Origin of the sequence: Pseudomonas sp. ADAK7, from assembly GCF_012935675.1 — a bacterium.
Taxonomy (GTDB): Bacteria; Pseudomonadota; Gammaproteobacteria; order Pseudomonadales; family Pseudomonadaceae; genus Aquipseudomonas.
Window position 1 is genome coordinate 6,307,235 of sequence record NZ_CP052861.1, and the last position, 16,844, is coordinate 6,324,078.

Genomic DNA, 16,844 nt, shown 5'->3' on the forward strand with positions numbered 1-16,844 from the left:
TCTTGTTGGTTGAGTACATATCCGTTGCTGCGGTTACGGCCACTTACGGTTCCGCTCTTACAGCGGGTCACTTTTGGCAAACGCCCCAAAAGTAACCAAAAGGCCTCGCCCCGGCGTCCGGCCCCTCGCTGAGGCTCGGCGTTCCCTCGCTCCGGTCCTGCTCCGTGGGCCCGCCGCCATCGGCCATCCATGGCCGGGGGCGGCTAGCCCGGCATCCATGCCGGGCTGCCCACTACGCAGAACCTCCACTCGGCCTCCCGAAGGGGCGGGTAGATCAAAAGCAGGCGAGCTAACGCTCGGCCTAATGAGTGGTGTACGCCGCTCTGTTGTTGCGGTTGACGGCGTTACCGTTCTTCGCGGGCAAGCCTCGCTCCTACAGGTTTTGTGTCTACCGCATTACCTCGATGCCCCCAAAACTCTGTAGGAGCAAGGCTTGCCCGCGAAGGCGGCCTGACAGCCACCCCATTACCATCGGATGTACCAATCCCCGTAGACGCCGCCGAAGGCTGCGATCTTTTGATCTCCCCCCACCAAATCCAAAGCAAAAAAAAAACCACCTCTCGGTGGCTTCTTCCCTGACTGGTTCAATCAGTCGTAAATCGCTTTCTTTTTCCAGTCGGCATCAGCCTCGACGTCCTTCAACCCTTCGGTCAATTGGTTGACTTCGCCTTCTGCCGGGGCGGTTTGGTCCATGACTTGGGCGTTGGCGCGGGCCAGGAGTTTTTCCAGGTATTCGAGTTGTTCGGCGTAGAGCTGCGGTTCCTGTTGCTTGCGCAGGTATTGCACACCGCGTTCGAATGCCAGGCGGGCCTGGCCGGGCTGGTTTTGTTGCAGGGAGTGCTGGCCGAGGTTGTTGAAGAACTCGATGTGCAGCAGGACCAGGATGTGGCGGACTTCGCGGATCCAGCGCTTGGCTTCGTTGGTCGGCAGGAAGCCGTCCTGGGCGGCGCGGGTGATCTGGCCGTGCAGGGCTTCGAGCAGGAAGCGCACGTCCTTGGCCTTGGCTTCGGTCTGGATCGGTGCCGGCGGGTTGTTGACCGGGATCGATTCGCCCTGGGCGACCAGGGTGTTCAGTTCGGCGATGCGGGCCTTGACCGAAGCGTTGGTTTTTTCCAGGTGCAGCAGGCGCTGGCAGACGTTCAGCTCCAGACGGGTCAACAACAGCTTGAGTGCAGGTGTCATCAACTGACCGGGGAAGGTCTCGGTGATTTCGCCGCAGCGGCGCAGGCGGTCGTTGAGTTCAACCTTGGTACGGGCCTTTTCCAGCTTATTGTTTTCCACCACATGGTTCATGTAGCCAATGGCGATCAATAGTGCGATCCCGGCTACGACTAGCAGGGTGATCATGAGTGGTGTCACCGGTAAGACCTCTTTATAGGGTTCGCGTGCGAGTGTAGTGGCTTGGCAGGAAGGCGCATAGGGCCGCTCGACGAGTTGAATCGGCCACGACTCTTCTTATATCGGCCGTAACCCTGCTTATATAAGTAACAGCGTGCATGGTGCACATTGCCATCATTGTGGCGTGGGTGGACTATAGCGCCTTGGCGGGTGCCGGAATATAGGCGTCAAACACCGGGCGACGGAAAACCCCGATTCGCCGCTCAAAGCAGGGCGAAGTCATTGATTTAAATAAATTTATATCAGGGGGTTGACGACCCCTCAATCCATCCATAGAATGCGCGCCACTTACAGCGTAAAGCACACAGCGAAACGCGGTAGGGAGTGAATGTTGTACGTGTGTCCCCTTCGTCTAGTGGCCTAGGACACCGCCCTTTCACGGCGGTAACAGGGGTTCGAGTCCCCTAGGGGACGCCATATGCGGGAATAGCTCAGTTGGTAGAGCACGACCTTGCCAAGGTCGGGGTCGCGAGTTCGAGTCTCGTTTCCCGCTCCAATTTTAAACAGCGTTGCTTTCGGGCAAGGCTGAGTGAAACCAGAACCGACATCTTCGGATGCGGATTTGGGCACTGAAATACACACCATGTGTTTCAGTTAGCGTGTCCCCTTCGTCTAGTGGCCTAGGACACCGCCCTTTCACGGCGGTAACAGGGGTTCGAGTCCCCTAGGGGACGCCATTTGCGGGAATAGCTCAGTTGGTAGAGCACGACCTTGCCAAGGTCGGGGTCGCGAGTTCGAGTCTCGTTTCCCGCTCCATATTCAACAAAAACGCCGCTCAGTGATGAGCGGCGTTTTTGTTTGTGCGTTTTTTGTTGAAACCTCAAGGATTCGGACCCGCCAGAGCAGCGGGTCCGAACGTGCGATCAGAGTTTTGGCAACTGTCCGACGCGGCCCATCATCTCGGTCACGATCTGCAGGTCCAGCAGGAACTGGTCGACGGTCTTGAACTCGTTGTCGGTGTGGCCGGTGTATTTGACCTCAGGTCTGGCCAGGCCGAATTGCACGCCATTGGGCAGTTCATGGACGGACGTAGCGCCGGCAGACGAGCCGAACTTGTGTTCCATGCCCAGGTTTTCCGTGGACACGGCCAGCAGCGCCTTGACCCATTCACCCTCAGGATTGCGGTACATCGGCTCGGCGATCGAGTAGTCGAAGGTCGCCGCTACCTGGGTTTTCTTGGTCCAGGCGCCGATCTTTTCAGCAATTTTCGCCTTGAGCGCTTCCGGGGACTCGCCCTTCGGCACACGCAGGTTGACCGCAAGCTTGAAGGTTTTGTCATCCATCCCGACAAAGGTCAGGGACGTGGTCAGCGGACCCATGAAGGCATCGGAGAAGCCGACCCCCAATTTGCCACCCAGGTAATCCAGGCCCCAGTTATCGGCGGCATAGCGGGCGGCGTCGGTGATGTGGTTGTGCTTGAGCGCGACTTTGCCATCTAGGCTATTGATGAAAACGAGCATCCTGGCCACCGGGTTTACACCGGACTCGGGCTCGGAGGAGTGAGCGGAAACGCCGGTGACCGTCAGCTTGACGTTCTTGCCGTCGACCTTGGCGTTCACTTCGAAGTGACCGCCGTTGCCGCTGTTGCGCTTGGCATAATCAGCCCCGGCCTTCTGCAGGCTGGCAGCCAGTTCGGCGGGTTTGTCAGTGACCAGGGTAGCGACGGAAGCCGAAGGAATCTGGTTGGTCGCCATGCCGCCGGTCATTGAGATGATTTCGGCGCCTTTGCCTTCGCCCTTGCGTACGGCGAATTTCGCCATGACGGTGCCGTAGCCTTTCTCGGCAATCACCACCGGGTAACCGCCATCCAACGCCAGGTTGTAGTTAGGCGTCGGGTTATGTTCGAAGTAATAGGGAATGGCGTCGCCGGTGGTTTCCTCGGTGGTATCCACCAGCAGCTTGAAATTCCTGGCCAGCGGCAGCTTCTCTTCCTTAATGATCTTCATCGCGTACATCGCGACCACGATGCCGTTCTTGTCATCTTCGGTGCCCCGGCCATACATGCGGTCGCCGATCAGGGTGACTTTGAACGGATCGAGTTTGGTGCCGTCCTTCAGAACCCAGTTCTCCGGCGTCACGGGCACCACGTCGGCATGGGCGTGAATGCCCACGACTTCATCACCGCTGCCTTCGAGGGAGATTTCATAGACGCGGTTGTCGATGTTGCGAAAGTTCAGGTTGAAGGCCTGGGCCAGGCTTTTGATCTTGTCGGCGATCTTGATGAATTCAGGGTTGTCGTGCTGGGCGACTCCTTCGACCTGGAAGGTCGGAATTTCCACCAGTTCGCGCAAGGTCTCGGTGGCCGCGCTGCCATATTTCACCCGCGCATAAATCCCCAGCAGGCGTGTGATCTCGTTCTGCTGTTCGGCAGAAAGGGTTTTGTTGCCGAGGAAGGCGCTGATGGCCGGGCCGAGGTTGGCGGTCTTCGCCAGGTCGCTCTTGGCCACGCCACCCAGGAACTGCCTGAAATCCGTGACTGAGGTTTCACTGAAAGACTTGAGGAGGGTCGCGCTCTGTTGCGGGGTGATGTTGGCATGCGCCAGCGTGGCGAACGACGACAGGCTCGCCAGTATCAGGGTAGTCGCGGCCAGTTGCTTGAGAGAAAAATCCATTGCTGGGGGCATTCCTTCGCAGGTAGTGAGTAGGAGATTTCTGATCGAAGAATCAGAAAGGTTTCCAAACTAACACCACGGGGAAGCAGTAGGGGAGCCCCAGAAGTGGGAACTGTCGCACAGAACCGCAAAAGCGACGCAGAAACGAAAAAGGCCCGCCAGTCTGACTGAGCGGGCCTTTTGTATGGGCGCGGGGCTACATCGACAGAATCAGGCGCCCGGCAAACAGGATCAGAATCACCCCCATGGTGCGTTCGAACCAGTGCCCCATGCGCATGAACAACAGCCGAATCCGGGCGCTGGAAAAGAACAACGCGACGATCACAAACCACAGCGCATTGACGAAGCACATCCACAAGCCATACAGCGCCTGGATCTGCAGCGGTGTCGTGGCGCTGATGATGGTGGTGAAGATCGCCAGGAAAAACAGCGTGGCTTTCGGGTTGGTCGCGTTGGTCAGGAAACCGGTGGTAAACGCCTTCAACAACGTCTGTTCCACCACCGGTTCGTCGGCGGCTTTGTCGCCTTCCAGTGCAGTCTTGGGCTTGCTGCGCAGCAGGCTGACGCCGAGGTACAGAATGTAGGCACCGCCCACGACCTTGGCCACGGTCAATAACCACGGCGTGGTGTGCATTAACGCGCCGACGCCAAGCAGGGTGTAAAGCACATGCACGGAAATCCCCGCACCGATGCCCAGCGCGGTGCAGATGCCCACCAGCCGGCCGAAGCGCACGCACTGGCGAATGGTCACGGCGAAGTCCGGTCCGGGTGCGACTACGGCCAGAAAGTGGATGGTCGCCAGCGCCAGAAACTCGCCCAGGTAATTCGAAAGCATCTCAACTCCAAAAGGTAAGGGGTGAAGCATTGCCGCGATAACCGACAAAGAACGAAAGGCTCAAGCGCGGATCGGCCACGCCTGGGGTCACCGAGTGCATGCAGCGCGAATTGAACATGATGAAATCGCCCGGATCAGGGCGAATCTCCAGGGTCGGAGGGCCAAGCAGGGCCGGATCGATGCCGTAGCTGTCGCCACGCATTTCATCGAAACGGTCGGGGGAAATGTCGTGGTCCCACATCTGCAACGCACCGCCCTCGGTGGGCATGTTCAGGTAAACGTTGCAGGCGAATTGCGCCTCCAGGCTGCGGGCCTGAAAACTGTCCGGGGCATCCTTGGCAAAAATGTCGTGATGGGCGAGAAAGCACACGCCAGGTTTCACAACGCGTGATAGCCCGACATACATCTTGCGCCCGTAGAGGTTCTCCAGATGGGCACCCGCCGGCCAGGACTCGTCGAGCATGCAGCGCAGGGTGTCGACCGGGGACGAGTAGGGCGCACAGCGGTTGCGCAGTTCCTCGATGTTGCGGGTGGCGCGTTCGAAATAGTCTTCGATCAGCAGCGGCTGGTTTTCCGCTTCGTAGAACGCCATGCCGATGCGACCGATGCTCGGTGCATTGATATAGCCTTCGAAGCCCGGCGCAAGAATCTTGTCGCCAATCTGCACCGCCAGCGGTTGAGGCAAAAAGCCTTTGACGCGGATGGCGAGGACTTCTTCGTTGGCCAGTTTTTTTATGCACGTCTCATCGAGACGCTCGACGTCAAGCATCATGGTTTAGGTCCATCTATCGAGTAGTCAACGGAGCCCGCGAATGCACGCTCCCCCGGCGTCAGGCGATGACGGTGCCGACATCGCCAACAAGCTCAGTCCACGTGGTAGTGGACGGACAGCGTGCCCTTTTTCTGTGAAAGGGAGTCGATCGTGACCGTGCCCAAATCCTTCAGGCTCCGTACATGGGTGCCACCACAGCCGTAGGCGGGCAATTCGCCGAAACCGATTTCCCGGGCACCTTCGCGCAGCGAGGTCAGGCGCGGCAGGTCGTCGGCGATCCACTGTGCGATGCCGTCTTGAAGAGTCTGGGCCTCGACCTCTTCGGCCGAATCCGTCGGTTTGAACTGCACGCGACCTTCGCCCGGCCAGTGGTGGGCCTTGATCGGCATCCAGCCCAGTCCCTGGACGAAGTGGCCGATCAGGTGACCGGCCGAATGCATGCGGGTATTGAATTGGCGGCGTTGTTCATCAACCCGGATCTGGGTCATGCCGATTTTTACCGGCCGGTCGACGTAATGGACGATCCGGTCTGGATCCTGGGCCACCCGCAGCACCTGGCTTTCACCGATCCAGCCGGTATCGAAGGGCTGCCCACCGCCTTGGGGGTGAAACAGGGTGGCGCGCAAAACGACCGCGAATTCATTCTCGTGGGGCGTGCAATCCAGGACTTCCACATCGGCCTTGAGGTCATCACTATGGAAAAAGAGGCGAAGCGTCATATTCCATGCCCTTATAAAGATTCTATTTTTATTATATGAAGCGTGGAATTGCGTGATAATCCGTCCAAACATCAAAGGACTGTTGCGCTGTGAGCATAAATCTACCGCTGCCGCTGCTGGGTGAGATGGCGATTTTCGTCAAGGTTGTCGAGACCGGCAGCTTTTCCGAAGCGGCACGTCAGCTGGGCTCATCGCCCTCGGCGGTCAGCCGCAGCATTTCGCGCCTGGAAAAAGCCCTGGCCACCCGGTTGCTGCAGCGCACCACACGCAAGTTGCGCCTGAGCGACGGCGGCGAAGAGGTGTTCAAGCGTTGCCAGGAGATGGTCAGCGCGGCCAAGTCGGTGATGGAAATCAGCGGTCAATTCACCCACGAGGCTGAAGGATTGGTGCGGGTCAGCGTGCCCAAGGCCGTGGGACGATTTGTGATTCACCCGCATATGCCGGAATTTCTGCGGCGTTATCCCAAAGTCGATGTGGAACTGTTGCTCGAAGATCGGCAGGTGGATTTGATCGATGACAACGTTGATCTGGCGATCCGCATTACCGATCGCCCGCCCGCAGGGCTGGTTGGACGACAGTTGCTGACCATCGACCACTTGCTCTGCGCAACGCCGCAATACCTGGCGGAACACGGAACGCCGGCGCATCCCCATGACTTGCTCAATCACAGTTGCATCTACCTGGGCGAAACCCCGAGCGATGCGCGCTGGAAATTCAAGAAAGGCAGCAAGGCCGTGACCGTCGGCGTGCGCGGGCGTTATGCCGCCAATCACACCGGTGTGCGATTGGGCGCGGTGTTGCAGCACATCGGCATTGGCAGCCTGCCGTACTTCACCGCTCGGTATGCATTGGAGCAAGGGTTGATCGTGCAGGTGTTGCCCGACTGGACTTTTCTGGCTTCGTACCATGGCGGCGCATGGTTGCTGCACTCGCCGACGCGTTACCTGCCGCCCAAGCTGCGGGTGTTTATCGATTATCTGGTGGAGTGCCTGGAGAAAGAGCCGACGCTGAGTAAACCGGGTAAGCCGGGCAAGGTCGCGGCGGAGTATGAGTTGCCGGAGAGTGATGGGTTGCTCTGACCGGCCCATTCGCGGGCAAGCCTCGCTGACGCCACAAAAAAAAGGCCCGCATGAATCATCATGCGGGCCTTTTGTATTCCTGATCCGGGATCAGTGCTTGCTGTCGTCCTGCGACATCGCCAGCAATTGTTTTTCCTGGTTCCAGTCGAACGGTTCGTCGTTCTGTTCCGCTTCGAAACGACGCTCTTCCAGGGCCTGATACAAGTCGATTTCATCATCGGGCATGTAGTGCAGGCAGTCGCCGGCGAAGTACCACAACAGGTCGCGCGGTACCAGGTGGGCGATTTGCGGGTAGCGGGTGATGACCTGGCAGAGAATGTCCTGGCCCAGGTATTGGCTTTCGATCGGATCGACCGGCAGCAACGCACGCAATTCGTCGAAGCGCTCCAGGAACAAGGCATGGCTTTCTTCGGGAACCTGTTCGGCCTCACCTACGGCGACCAGGATGCTGCGCAAGTGGTCCAGCAAGACGAGATGATCGGCAACGACATTGGACACGAGATAAGTCCTCAAGAGCAAAACGGGCGCGGGAGTATAAAGCCCCCACGCCTGTTTTTACAGGATCAGCGGACCTTTCCGTCGGCCAGCGCCAGCTCTTCCTTGTCGAAATCATCGACATCGATCACCTTGCGCCGCGCCACTTCGGCGTCGCGCAGGGTCTGCGCCTCACCCGGTTGCAACACTCCAGCTTCCAGTGCGGCATCGATGGCGTGTTCCCCGGCGGCCGGTTTGACCTGGCCGCTTTTGAGCGCCACGTGCAGCTTCTTCTGCAACGGTTGCGCCGCGTTCAGCAGGTTGCAGGCGTGTTGCAGGGCACCAACGGCATCCTCGGCCGATTGCGGACGGTAGCAACCGCCGAGCAACTCTTCGAGGGTCGGATCGCCCTTGGCCCGGCCAATGACTGCGGCCACTTCGGCGCCGAGTTTGTCCGATGGCCCTTTGTGACGACGACCGAACGGGAACACGATCACCCGCAGCAGGCAACCCAGCACCTTGTTCGGGAAGTTGGTCAGCAGTTCATCCAGCGCACGCTCGGACTGACCGAGGCTTTCTTCCATGGCCCAGTTGAACAGCGGTGCCATGTGGTCCGGTGAATCGAGGTCGTGGTAACGCTTGAGCGCAGCGGAGGCGAGGTACATGTTGCTGAGCACATCTCCCAGGCGTGCCGACAGGCGTTCACGACGTTTCAGTTCACCGCCGAGCAGCATCATGCTCAGGTCGGCCAGCATGGCGAACGCCGCAGCCTGACGGTTGAGGGCGCGGAAGTAACCTTGGCTAAGCGAGTTGCCCGGCGCCCGATCGAAATGACCAAAACCCAGATTCAGCACCAACGTGCTGGCGGCGTTGCTCACGGCAAACCCGATGTGCTTGAGCAGCAGGCCATCGAATTCGGTAAGCGCCTGATCCTTGTCTTCACGACCGGCGAGGGCCATTTCCTTGAGCACGAACGGATGGCAGCGAATCGCGCCCTGGCCGAAGATCATCAGGTTGCGCGAAAGAATGTTCGCGCCTTCCACGGTGATGAAGATCGGCGCGCCGTTCCAGCTGCGACCGAGGTAGTTGTTCGGCCCCATGATGATCGCCTTGCCGCCATGCACGTCCATGGCGTGGCTGATGCACTCGCGGCCGCGTTCGGTGAGGTGATACTTGAGAATCGCCGACAGCACCGACGGCTTCTCGCCCAGGTCCACTGCATTGGCGGTGAGCATACGCGCGGCGTCCATCATCCAGGCATTGCCGCCGATACGGGCCATGGCTTCCTGAATGCCTTCGAAGGCAGACAGCGGCACATTGAATTGTTCCCGCACTTGGGCGTACTGGCCGGTGACCAGACTGGTGAACTTCGCCGCGCCGGTACCCACCGCAGGCAAAGAAATCGAACGGCCTACCGACAGGCAGTTCATCAGCATCATCCAGCCCTTGCCGAGCATTTCCTGGCCGCCGATGAGGAAGTCCAGAGGGATGAACACGTCCTTGCCGGAGTTCGGGCCGTTCATGAACGCGGCGCCGAGTGGCAGATGACGACGACCGATTTCAACCCCGGCGGTGTCGGTCGGGATCAGCGCCAGGCTGATGCCCAGGTCTTCCTTGTCGCCCAACAGATGATCCGGGTCATAAGCCTTGAAGGCCAGGCCGAGCAGGGTGGCCACCGGGCCCAGCGTGATGTAGCGCTTTTCCCAGTTCAGGCGCAGGCCAAGGGTTTCCTGGCCTTCCCATTCGCCTTTGCAGATCACCCCGGTGTCGGGCATCGCGCCGGCATCGGAACCGGCCAGTGGACCGGTCAAGGCAAAGCACGGAATGTCATCGCCGCGGGCCAGGCGTGGCAGGTAATGGTTGCGTTGTTCGTCGGTGCCGTAATGCAGCAACAGTTCGGCGGGGCCGAGGGAGTTGGGCACCATCACGGTGGAGGCGAGGTCGCCGCTGCGGGTCGCCAGTTTCATCGCGACCTGGGAGTGAGCATAGGCCGAGAAGCCTTTGCCACCGAACTCCTTGGGAATGATCAGCGCAAAGAAGCCGTTTTCCTTGATGTGCGACCAGGCTTCTGGCGGGAGGTCCATGTCCTGGCCGATCTGCCAGTCGCTGACCATGGCGCACAGCTCTTCGGTCGGGCCGTCGATAAAGGCCTGTTCCTCTTCGCTCAGTTGCGCTTTTGGATAGGACAGCAGTTTGTCCCAGTCCGGACGGCCGCTGAACAGTTCACCGTCCCACCACACCGTGCCGGCATCGATCGCGTCGCGCTCGGTTTGCGACATCGGCGGCAGGGTTTTCTGGAACCAGCTGAACAGCGGCGCGCTGAAGTATTTGCGGCGCAGGTCAGGCAGCAATAGCGGTGCCGCAACGGCGGCAATCAGCACCCAGAGCACCAGCAGCAACCAACCCGGCGCATGGCTGAAGGCGCCCATTGCCACCACATAGACCGCAACGATGGTCAACGCCGGCAGCGGGGCGATGCGGCGGTGGGCCAACCAGGCGATGCCGACGATCAGAACCAGTATCCACAACAACAGCATATTTAATCCTCCGTGAAACCAGGGCAAAACCAACGTTCAGAGCTTAGACGGCATCCGTAATTTCGGGTGGTCAGAGCAATGTGATTGAAATCGTGGGAAACCTTGGATGGGTTTTGTAAGACCTGTTGGCAACCGGCCTCGGAAATCGTTCGCAGGGTAAGCGGCAAAGCGCCCATGTTTGGCCGAATCGTCGTTATCTCTGTGCTGAAGGTGCCGTTAGACTCGAGGCTCCCCCAGGAGATCGTCCTCATGCACGAGTATCTGCGTCCCGGCCGCTTCATCGATAGTGACCACCCTGCGGTGGTGGAGTTCGCGGAAAAACATCGCGGTGTCAGTCGCGATCCGCGCGAGCAGGCGATCAATCTCTATTACGCGGTGCGCGAGGCCGTGCGCTATAACCCTTACACCTTCAGCCGCGACCCAGACACCTTGCGTGGCAGTTACGCATTGGCGACCGGCGAAAGTTATTGCGTGCCCAAGGCCACGTTGCTGGCCGGGTGCGCCCGGCATTGCGGGATCCCGGCACGCATCGGCCTGGCGGACGTTCGCAATCACCTGTCGACCCCGCGCCTGCTCGAACTGCTCAAGAGCGATGTGTTCGCCATGCACGGTTATACCGAGCTGTACCTGAACGAACGCTGGGTCAAAGCCACGCCGGCGTTCAATCAAGGCTTGTGCGAATTGTTCAATGTCGCGCCGCTGGAATTCGATGGCGTCAACGACAGCGTGTTCCATCCCTTCAACCGCGACGGCGAGCAATTGATGGAATACCTGGTGGACCACGGCCAGTTCCCTGATGTGCCCGAAGCGTTCTTTTTCGAACACCTGGAAAAGTGCTACCCGCACCTGTTCGGCGAACAATTGCCGGTGCTGTTGGGGGACATGCAGAGTGATTTGAGTCGCGCCTGATCCGGCGTATGCTGCCTGCGCATTCATCCATAAAGAGGCGGTCATGCTGAAGATCTGGGGTCGGAAAAACTCGTCGAATGTCAGGAAACCACTGTGGGCCGCCGAGGAACTTGGCCTGGCCTATGAAGCCATCGATGCCGGTGGCGCCTTCGGTGTGGTGGACACGCCGGAGTACCGCGCGATGAATCCCAATGGTCGCGTTCCGGTGATCCAGGACGATGGTTTTGTGCTGTGGGAATCCAACGCCATCGTGCGTTACCTGATGGCGCGACATGCCAACGAAACACACTGGTATCCGCAAGATCTTCAGGCGCGGGCATCCGCCGACAAATGGATGGACTGGACCACTTCGAGCTTCGCCGGCCCATTCCGCACTGTGTTCTGGGGCGTGTTGCGCACGCCGAAAGAGCAGCAAGACTGGTCTGCCATCAACGCCGCGATCCAGGAATGCAACGATTTGCTAGCGATGGCCGATCAGGCGCTGGCTGCCAAGCCATATCTGTCCGGCGATGAAATCGGCATGGGCGATATTCCCCTTGGCAGCTTCATTTATGCCTGGTTCGAGATGCCGATCGAGCGCGCGCCGCAGCCGCATTTGGAAGCCTGGTATGCGCGACTGAAGCAGCGCCCGGCGTATCAGAAAGCCGTCATGACCGCGTTGACTTAATACTCACTATCGACACACTTGACTGTACTTGTGTGGCGGTGACAAGCACCATTGCGTCCATGCGCCGTGGTTGTATTGATCACCGCCCGCCCTTATTTATTCCTTTCCTTCCTTCTTGGTGCGTATCCCGATATGAGTTCCGCTCTGTCCATCCGGCAGCTAACCAAAACCTACGGCAACGGTTTCCAGGCCTTGAGTGGTATCGATCTGGACGTCGCCGAAGGTGACTTTTTCGCCTTGCTCGGCCCTAACGGCGCCGGCAAATCCACGACCATCGGCATTCTCTCGACCCTGGTGAACAAGACCACGGGCACGGTGAATATCTTCGGTCACGACCTGGACAAGAATCCTGCGCAGCTCAAGCGCTCCATCGGCGTGGTGCCGCAGGAATTCAACTTCAACCAGTTCGAAAAGACTTTCGACATCGTTGTGACCCAGGCCGGTTACTACGGCATCCCGCCGAAAATCGCCAAGGAACGCGCCGAGCAATACCTGACGCAACTGGGCCTGTGGGACAAACGCGATGTGCCGTCGCGCTCGTTGTCCGGCGGTATGAAGCGGCGCCTGATGATCGCCCGCGCCCTGGTTCACGAACCGCGTCTGCTGATCCTCGACGAACCGACGGCGGGGGTGGACATCGAGTTGCGTCGCTCGATGTGGACCTTCCTCACCGAGCTGAACCAGAAAGGCATCACCATCATCCTCACCACCCATTACCTGGAAGAGGCTGAGCAGTTGTGCCGCAACATCGGGATCATCGACCACGGCACCATCGTCGAAAACACCAGCATGAAGCAGTTGCTCAGCCAACTGCATGTGGAAACCTTCCTGCTCGACATCAAGAACACCCTGGGCGTGGTCCCGCAGTTGCTCGGTTATCCGACGAAGCTGCTCGACAGCCACACCCTGGAAGTACAGGTGGACAAGGCCATGGGCATCACCGCGCTGTTCACCCAGTTGGCGCAGCAGAACATCGAAGTGCTGAGCCTGCGTAACAAAACCAATCGCCTCGAGGAGTTGTTCGTGTCCCTGGTGGAGAAAAATCTGTCGAAGGTGGCGGTATGAGTTCCGAGCTGCAACCTAACCTCGTTGCCCTCAATACCATCGTTTACCGTGAGGTAAGGCGCTTCACTCGGATCTGGCCGCAGACCCTGCTGCCGCCGGCCATCACCATGGTCCTGTACTTCGTGATCTTCGGTAACCTGATCGGCAAGCAGATTGGCGGCATGGGCGGCTTCACTTATATGGAGTACATCGTGCCGGGGCTGATCATGATGTCGGTGATCACCAACTCGTACGGCAACGTGGTGTCGAGTTTCTTCGGCAGCAAGTTCCAGCGTTCCATCGAGGAATTGATGGTGTCGCCGGTGTCGCCGCACACGATCCTGATCGGCTACACCCTGGGCGGCGTGCTGCGCGGGTTGATGGTCGGGATCATCGTGACCATCCTGTCGCTGTTCTTCACCGATTTGCAGGTGCATCACTTGGGCGTGACCATCCTGGTGGTGGTACTGACGGCGACGATCTTCTCGCTGCTGGGCTTCATCAACGCGGTGTTTGCGCGCAACTTCGATGACATCTCGATCATCCCGACCTTCGTGCTGACACCGCTGACGTACCTGGGCGGGGTGTTCTACTCGATCACCTTGCTGCCGCCGTTCTGGCAGACCGTGTCCCTGGCCAACCCGGTGTTGCACATGGTCAACGCGTTCCGCTACGGCATCCTTGGCGTGTCGGACATCAAGATCAGCGTGGCGATCACCTTCATGCTGGTGGCGACCGTGGCCTTGTACATCGGTTGTGCGCGGTTGCTGGTGAGTGGGCGCGGGATGCGGACCTGATCCAGGACCGAGGCGCCAGCCCAGACACCGCATAAAAAAACGGCCTCCCAAGCGGAGGCCGTTTTGCATTCCTACATCCGGTTTTTCCTGCGCCGCTTCCATTGCCGTCCGACCCACCAACGCCAATACATCATGGTCAGGCAATACGCCAGCGCCCCAAGCACCAACCCCGTCACCACCGAACCAAGCAAAAACGGCTGCCACAACGTCGAGAGTTCGCCGCTGATCCACTCCCAGGTCAACTCGTCCGGCAGATGACGAGCGGGCACGTCCATCAACCAGGCCCCGGTCTGATACGTACAGAAGAAAACGGCAGGCATGGTGATCGGGTTGGTCAGCCAGACCAGGCTCACCGCAATCGGCATATTGCCGCGGACCATGATCGCGAGGATGGCGGCAAGGAGCATTTGCAGCGGAATCGGCAGGAACGCCGCGAACAGCCCGACGGCCATCGCCCGAGCCACCGAATGACGATTGAGGTGCCAGAGGTTGGGGTCATGCAGCAGGGTGCCGAGAAAGCGTAAGGATTTGTGTTCCCTGATGCTGGTCGGGTCTGGCATGTAGCGTTTGAATAAGCGCCGGGGCATAAGGCTTCTCGGTCGGTTCAGGCGGCAAGTATGTCTGGATTCTATTAGCCGCCCATTCAGACTTTGTGACAATTGATAACCGCGCCCGTGCGCCGCCTCGACTATGCCTTGGAAGGGGACTCTCAAGGACGGGCTTATGCGCACAGGGATGGTAGCGCTGGCGCTCGGGTTGTTGGCGCTGCGTTTTTTACCGGCATTACCGCCGGTCTGGTTATGGCTGTTGCTGCCGGTGGTGGGTTTGATGCTGCTGCCGTTTCGCACTTATCCGCTGGCGTTTTTCCTGTTCGGCTTCAGTTGGGCCGGCGGGAGTGCGCAGTCGGCACTGGATGATCGGCTATCGGCAGGCCTGGACGGCGAAACCCGCTGGGTGGAAGGCCGGGTCAGCGGTTTGCCGCAAAACAACGAGACAGTGGTGCGTTTCGAATTGACGGATGCGCGTTCGCGACACGGGGCGGTGCCGTCGCTGATGCGCCTGGCCTGGTACGGCGGACCGCCGGTCAACAGCGGCGAGCGCTGGCGCCTGGCGGTGAAGTTGAAGCGCCCGACCGGGCTGATCAATCCCCATGCCTTCGATTACGACGCCTGGCTGCTGGCCCAGGGCATCGGCGCCACCGGCACGGTGAAGGATGGCCGGCGCCTTTCACCCGCCCGCTGGGCCTGGCGCGACGGCATCCGCCAGCGTTTGCTCAGTGTCGATGCCCAAGGGCGAGCCGGGGCATTGGCGGCGTTGGTGCTGGGCGATGGCGCCGGGTTGAGCCGCGACGACTGGCAGGTGTTGCAAGACACCGGCACCGTGCACCTGTTGGTGATTTCCGGGCAGCACATCGGTTTGCTGGCAGGCTCGGTGTACCTGCTGATCGCCGGGCTGGCCCGTTATGGCCTGTGGCCGAGACGTTGGCCCTGGCTGCCGTGGGCATGTGGCCTGGCGTTCGCGGCAGCCCTCGGTTATGGGCTGCTGGCCGGTTTCGAAGTGCCGGTGCGGCGGGCCTGCGTGATGATCGCCCTGGTGCTGTTGTGGCGCCTGCGCTTTCGTCATCTGGGGGCGTGGTGGCCGCTGTTGCTGGCGTTTGATGGCGTGTTGCTGCTGGACCCGCTGGCGAGTCTGCAACCGGGTTTCTGGTTGTCCTTTGCTGCTGTAGCGGTGCTGATTTTCACCTTCGGCGGTCGACTGGGTCCGTGGCGCTGGTGGCAAACCTGGACCCGCGCCCAATGGCTGATCGCTATCGGTCTAGGCCCGCTGCTGCTGATGTTGGGGTTGCCGGTCAGTGTCAGCGGGCCGCTGGTCAATCTGCTGGCGGTACCGTGGATCAGTCTGCTGGTATTGCCTCCAGCCTTGGTCGGGACAGTGCTGTTGCCGGTGCCTTACGTAGGGGAAGGGTTGCTGTGGCTGGCGGGCGGTCTGATCGACTTGCTGTTCAAGGGGCTGGCGCTGATGGCGAATCCGTTCCCCGCGTGGGTGCCGGTGGCGGTGCCATTGTGGGTCGGAGCCATCGGCGTATTGGGCGCCTGTCTATTATTGATGCCGCGAGGCGTGCCGTTGCGCCCATTAGGTTGGCCAATGCTGTTGCTGCTGGTCTTCCCGCCGCGCGACGAAGTGCCCGAAGGCCTGGCCGAGATCTGGCAACTGGACGTCGGCCAGGGCTTGGCGATCCTGGTGCGCACTCGCCAACACACGCTGCTGTATGACGCCGGCCCGCGCTTCGGTGATTTCGATCTTGGCGAGCGAGTGGTCCTGCCGTCATTACGCAAACTGGGCATAAACGGCCTCGACCTGATGCTGATCAGTCACGCCGACGCCGACCATGCTGGCGGGGCTCGTGCAATCAATGAGGGGTTGCCGGTGGCGCGAGTGATCAGCGGCGATCCGCTGGCGCTGCCCGTCGAATTACACGCCGAAGGCTGCGAGAGCGGTCGGCAATGGGGCTGGGATGGCGTGACGTTCCAGCTCTGGCAATGGTCCTCGGCCAGCGAAAGCAATCAAAAGTCCTGTGTCCTGCAGATCGAAGCCAACGGCGAACGCTTGCTGCTGACCGGCGATATCGACATACACGCCGAACGCGCACTGCTGGACAGCCCTTTGGCGCAGCCCACCGATTGGTTGACAGCGCCGCACCACGGCAGCCGCAGTTCCTCATCCATGCTGCTGCTCACCGCGTTGCAACCCAAAGCCGTGCTGATCTCCCGCGGCCACGGCAATTCCTTCGGCCACCCCCATCCCACGGTGATGGCGCGTTATCGCAAGCGTGGCCTGCGCATCTACGACAGCGCCGAGCACGGTGCCGTCCGTCTACTGCTGGGAAGCTTCGAGCCACCGCGGACGATGCGTCAACAACGGCGCTTCTGGCGCGATGCGCCGGCGGCGGACAAATGACCTGCCAGACGGGATGCGACATCCCGGTCTTCGGTGCGCCGAC

The 16,844-nt window shown here is 60.1% G+C and carries 14 protein-coding genes and 4 tRNA genes; 10 read left to right on the forward strand and 8 right to left on the reverse strand.

The window, feature by feature from the left end; genetic code table 11:
- Nucleotides 1–588: 588 nt before the first annotated feature.
- On the reverse strand, nt 589–1,347 hold the full coding sequence (locus HKK53_RS28995) for a hypothetical protein (RefSeq protein ID WP_178117470.1): 759 nt from the start codon (nt 1,345–1,347) through the stop codon (nt 589–591).
- A 392-nt stretch (nt 1,348–1,739) separates the two neighbouring features.
- Between HKK53_RS28995 and HKK53_RS29000 the strand changes: the two genes are divergently transcribed.
- The 4 genes from HKK53_RS29000 to HKK53_RS29015 all read left to right on the forward strand — a co-directional run bounded on the left by HKK53_RS29000 (nt 1,740) and on the right by HKK53_RS29015 (nt 2,154).
- Nucleotides 1,740–1,815, forward strand: a tRNA-Glu gene (locus tag HKK53_RS29000).
- 3 nt (nt 1,816–1,818) lie between these two features.
- A tRNA-Gly gene (locus HKK53_RS29005) sits at nt 1,819–1,894 on the forward strand.
- A gap of 105 nt (nt 1,895–1,999) precedes the next feature.
- A tRNA-Glu gene (locus tag HKK53_RS29010) sits at nt 2,000–2,075 on the forward strand.
- A 3-nt stretch (nt 2,076–2,078) separates the two neighbouring features.
- A tRNA-Gly gene (locus HKK53_RS29015) sits at nt 2,079–2,154 on the forward strand.
- 107 nt (nt 2,155–2,261) lie between these two features.
- Here the strand turns inward: HKK53_RS29015 and HKK53_RS29020 are convergent.
- From HKK53_RS29020 to HKK53_RS29035, 4 genes are all read right to left on the reverse strand, one after another.
- Nucleotides 2,262–4,010, reverse strand: coding sequence for a dipeptidase (locus tag HKK53_RS29020; protein ID WP_169373590.1), 1,749 nt, complete (start codon nt 4,008–4,010; stop codon nt 2,262–2,264).
- Nucleotides 4,011–4,206: 196 nt separating this feature from the next.
- Nucleotides 4,207–4,845: a LysE family translocator gene (locus tag HKK53_RS29025; protein WP_169373591.1), complete on the reverse strand. Its 639-nt coding sequence runs from the start codon at nt 4,843–4,845 to the stop codon at nt 4,207–4,209.
- A 1-nt stretch (nt 4,846) separates the two neighbouring features.
- Entirely contained in the window at nt 4,847–5,617 is a 771-nt protein-coding gene (locus HKK53_RS29030) for a 2OG-Fe(II) oxygenase (RefSeq protein ID WP_169373592.1), read from the reverse strand.
- Nucleotides 5,618–5,709: 92 nt separating this feature from the next.
- The gene (locus tag HKK53_RS29035) at nt 5,710–6,336 is read right to left on the reverse strand and encodes an alanyl-tRNA editing protein (RefSeq protein ID WP_169373593.1); all 627 of its coding nucleotides are present in this window, start codon (nt 6,334–6,336) and stop codon (nt 5,710–5,712) included.
- An 89-nt stretch (nt 6,337–6,425) separates the two neighbouring features.
- Between HKK53_RS29035 and HKK53_RS29040 the strand changes: the two genes are divergently transcribed.
- Nucleotides 6,426–7,415 (forward strand): LysR family transcriptional regulator, encoded by a 990-nt coding sequence (locus HKK53_RS29040; RefSeq protein ID WP_169373594.1) that lies wholly within the window; start codon nt 6,426–6,428, stop codon nt 7,413–7,415.
- Between the two features lie 90 nt (nt 7,416–7,505).
- Here HKK53_RS29040 and HKK53_RS29045 read toward each other — a convergent pair whose 3' ends face one another.
- Both HKK53_RS29045 and HKK53_RS29050 read right to left on the reverse strand, forming a co-directional pair.
- On the reverse strand, nt 7,506–7,913 hold the full coding sequence (locus HKK53_RS29045) for a PA2817 family protein (protein WP_054051726.1): 408 nt from the start codon (nt 7,911–7,913) through the stop codon (nt 7,506–7,508).
- 65 nt (nt 7,914–7,978) lie between these two features.
- Nucleotides 7,979–10,426, reverse strand: a complete 2,448-nt coding sequence (locus tag HKK53_RS29050) for an acyl-CoA dehydrogenase (protein ID WP_169373595.1) — start codon at nt 10,424–10,426, stop codon at nt 7,979–7,981.
- Between the two features lie 249 nt (nt 10,427–10,675).
- Between HKK53_RS29050 and HKK53_RS29055 the strand changes: the two genes are divergently transcribed.
- The 4 genes from HKK53_RS29055 to HKK53_RS29070 all read left to right on the forward strand — a co-directional run bounded on the left by HKK53_RS29055 (nt 10,676) and on the right by HKK53_RS29070 (nt 13,843).
- On the forward strand, nt 10,676–11,335 hold the full coding sequence (locus HKK53_RS29055) for a transglutaminase-like domain-containing protein (RefSeq protein WP_169373596.1): 660 nt from the start codon (nt 10,676–10,678) through the stop codon (nt 11,333–11,335).
- A 43-nt stretch (nt 11,336–11,378) separates the two neighbouring features.
- On the forward strand, nt 11,379–12,002 hold the full coding sequence (locus HKK53_RS29060) for a glutathione S-transferase family protein (RefSeq protein WP_169373597.1): 624 nt from the start codon (nt 11,379–11,381) through the stop codon (nt 12,000–12,002).
- 132 nt (nt 12,003–12,134) lie between these two features.
- Nucleotides 12,135–13,067 (forward strand): ABC transporter ATP-binding protein, encoded by a 933-nt coding sequence (locus HKK53_RS29065; RefSeq protein ID WP_169373598.1) that lies wholly within the window; start codon nt 12,135–12,137, stop codon nt 13,065–13,067.
- Complete coding sequence (locus HKK53_RS29070) at nt 13,064–13,843, forward strand: ABC transporter permease (protein WP_169373599.1); 780 nt, start codon at nt 13,064–13,066, stop codon at nt 13,841–13,843. Before HKK53_RS29065 ends, HKK53_RS29070 begins: the two co-directional genes overlap by 4 nt.
- Nucleotides 13,844–13,914: 71 nt before the next feature.
- Here HKK53_RS29070 and HKK53_RS29075 read toward each other — a convergent pair whose 3' ends face one another.
- The gene (locus HKK53_RS29075; protein ID WP_169373600.1) at nt 13,915–14,430 is read right to left on the reverse strand and encodes a DUF2062 domain-containing protein; all 516 of its coding nucleotides are present in this window, start codon (nt 14,428–14,430) and stop codon (nt 13,915–13,917) included.
- A gap of 136 nt (nt 14,431–14,566) precedes the next feature.
- Here HKK53_RS29075 and HKK53_RS29080 point away from each other — a divergent pair, with 136 nt between their 5' ends.
- Nucleotides 14,567–16,801, forward strand: coding sequence for a DNA internalization-related competence protein ComEC/Rec2 (locus HKK53_RS29080; protein ID WP_169373601.1), 2,235 nt, complete (start codon nt 14,567–14,569; stop codon nt 16,799–16,801).
- The last annotated feature ends 43 nt before the right edge of the window (nt 16,802–16,844 follow it).

Excerpts from the sequence above, each read along its gene's own strand:
- HKK53_RS28995 (WP_178117470.1), bottom strand. The coding sequence starts at position 1,347 with ATGATCACCCTGCTAGTCGTAGCCGGGATCGCACTATTGATCGCCATT.
- HKK53_RS29020 (WP_169373590.1), bottom strand. The coding sequence starts at position 4,010 with ATGGATTTTTCTCTCAAGCAACTGGCCGCGACTACCCTGATACTGGCG.
- HKK53_RS29025 (WP_169373591.1), bottom strand. The coding sequence starts at position 4,845 with ATGCTTTCGAATTACCTGGGCGAGTTTCTGGCGCTGGCGACCATCCAC.
- HKK53_RS29030 (WP_169373592.1), bottom strand. The coding sequence starts at position 5,617 with ATGATGCTTGACGTCGAGCGTCTCGATGAGACGTGCATAAAAAAACTG.
- HKK53_RS29035 (WP_169373593.1), bottom strand. The coding sequence starts at position 6,336 with ATGACGCTTCGCCTCTTTTTCCATAGTGATGACCTCAAGGCCGATGTG.
- HKK53_RS29050 (WP_169373595.1), bottom strand. The coding sequence starts at position 10,426 with ATGCTGTTGTTGTGGATACTGGTTCTGATCGTCGGCATCGCCTGGTTG.
- HKK53_RS29055 (WP_169373596.1), top strand. The coding sequence starts at position 10,676 with ATGCACGAGTATCTGCGTCCCGGCCGCTTCATCGATAGTGACCACCCT.
- HKK53_RS29060 (WP_169373597.1), top strand. The coding sequence starts at position 11,379 with ATGCTGAAGATCTGGGGTCGGAAAAACTCGTCGAATGTCAGGAAACCA.
- HKK53_RS29065 (WP_169373598.1), top strand. The coding sequence starts at position 12,135 with ATGAGTTCCGCTCTGTCCATCCGGCAGCTAACCAAAACCTACGGCAAC.
- HKK53_RS29070 (WP_169373599.1), top strand. The coding sequence starts at position 13,064 with ATGAGTTCCGAGCTGCAACCTAACCTCGTTGCCCTCAATACCATCGTT.
- HKK53_RS29075 (WP_169373600.1), bottom strand. The coding sequence starts at position 14,430 with ATGCCCCGGCGCTTATTCAAACGCTACATGCCAGACCCGACCAGCATC.
- HKK53_RS29080 (WP_169373601.1), top strand. The coding sequence starts at position 14,567 with ATGCGCACAGGGATGGTAGCGCTGGCGCTCGGGTTGTTGGCGCTGCGT.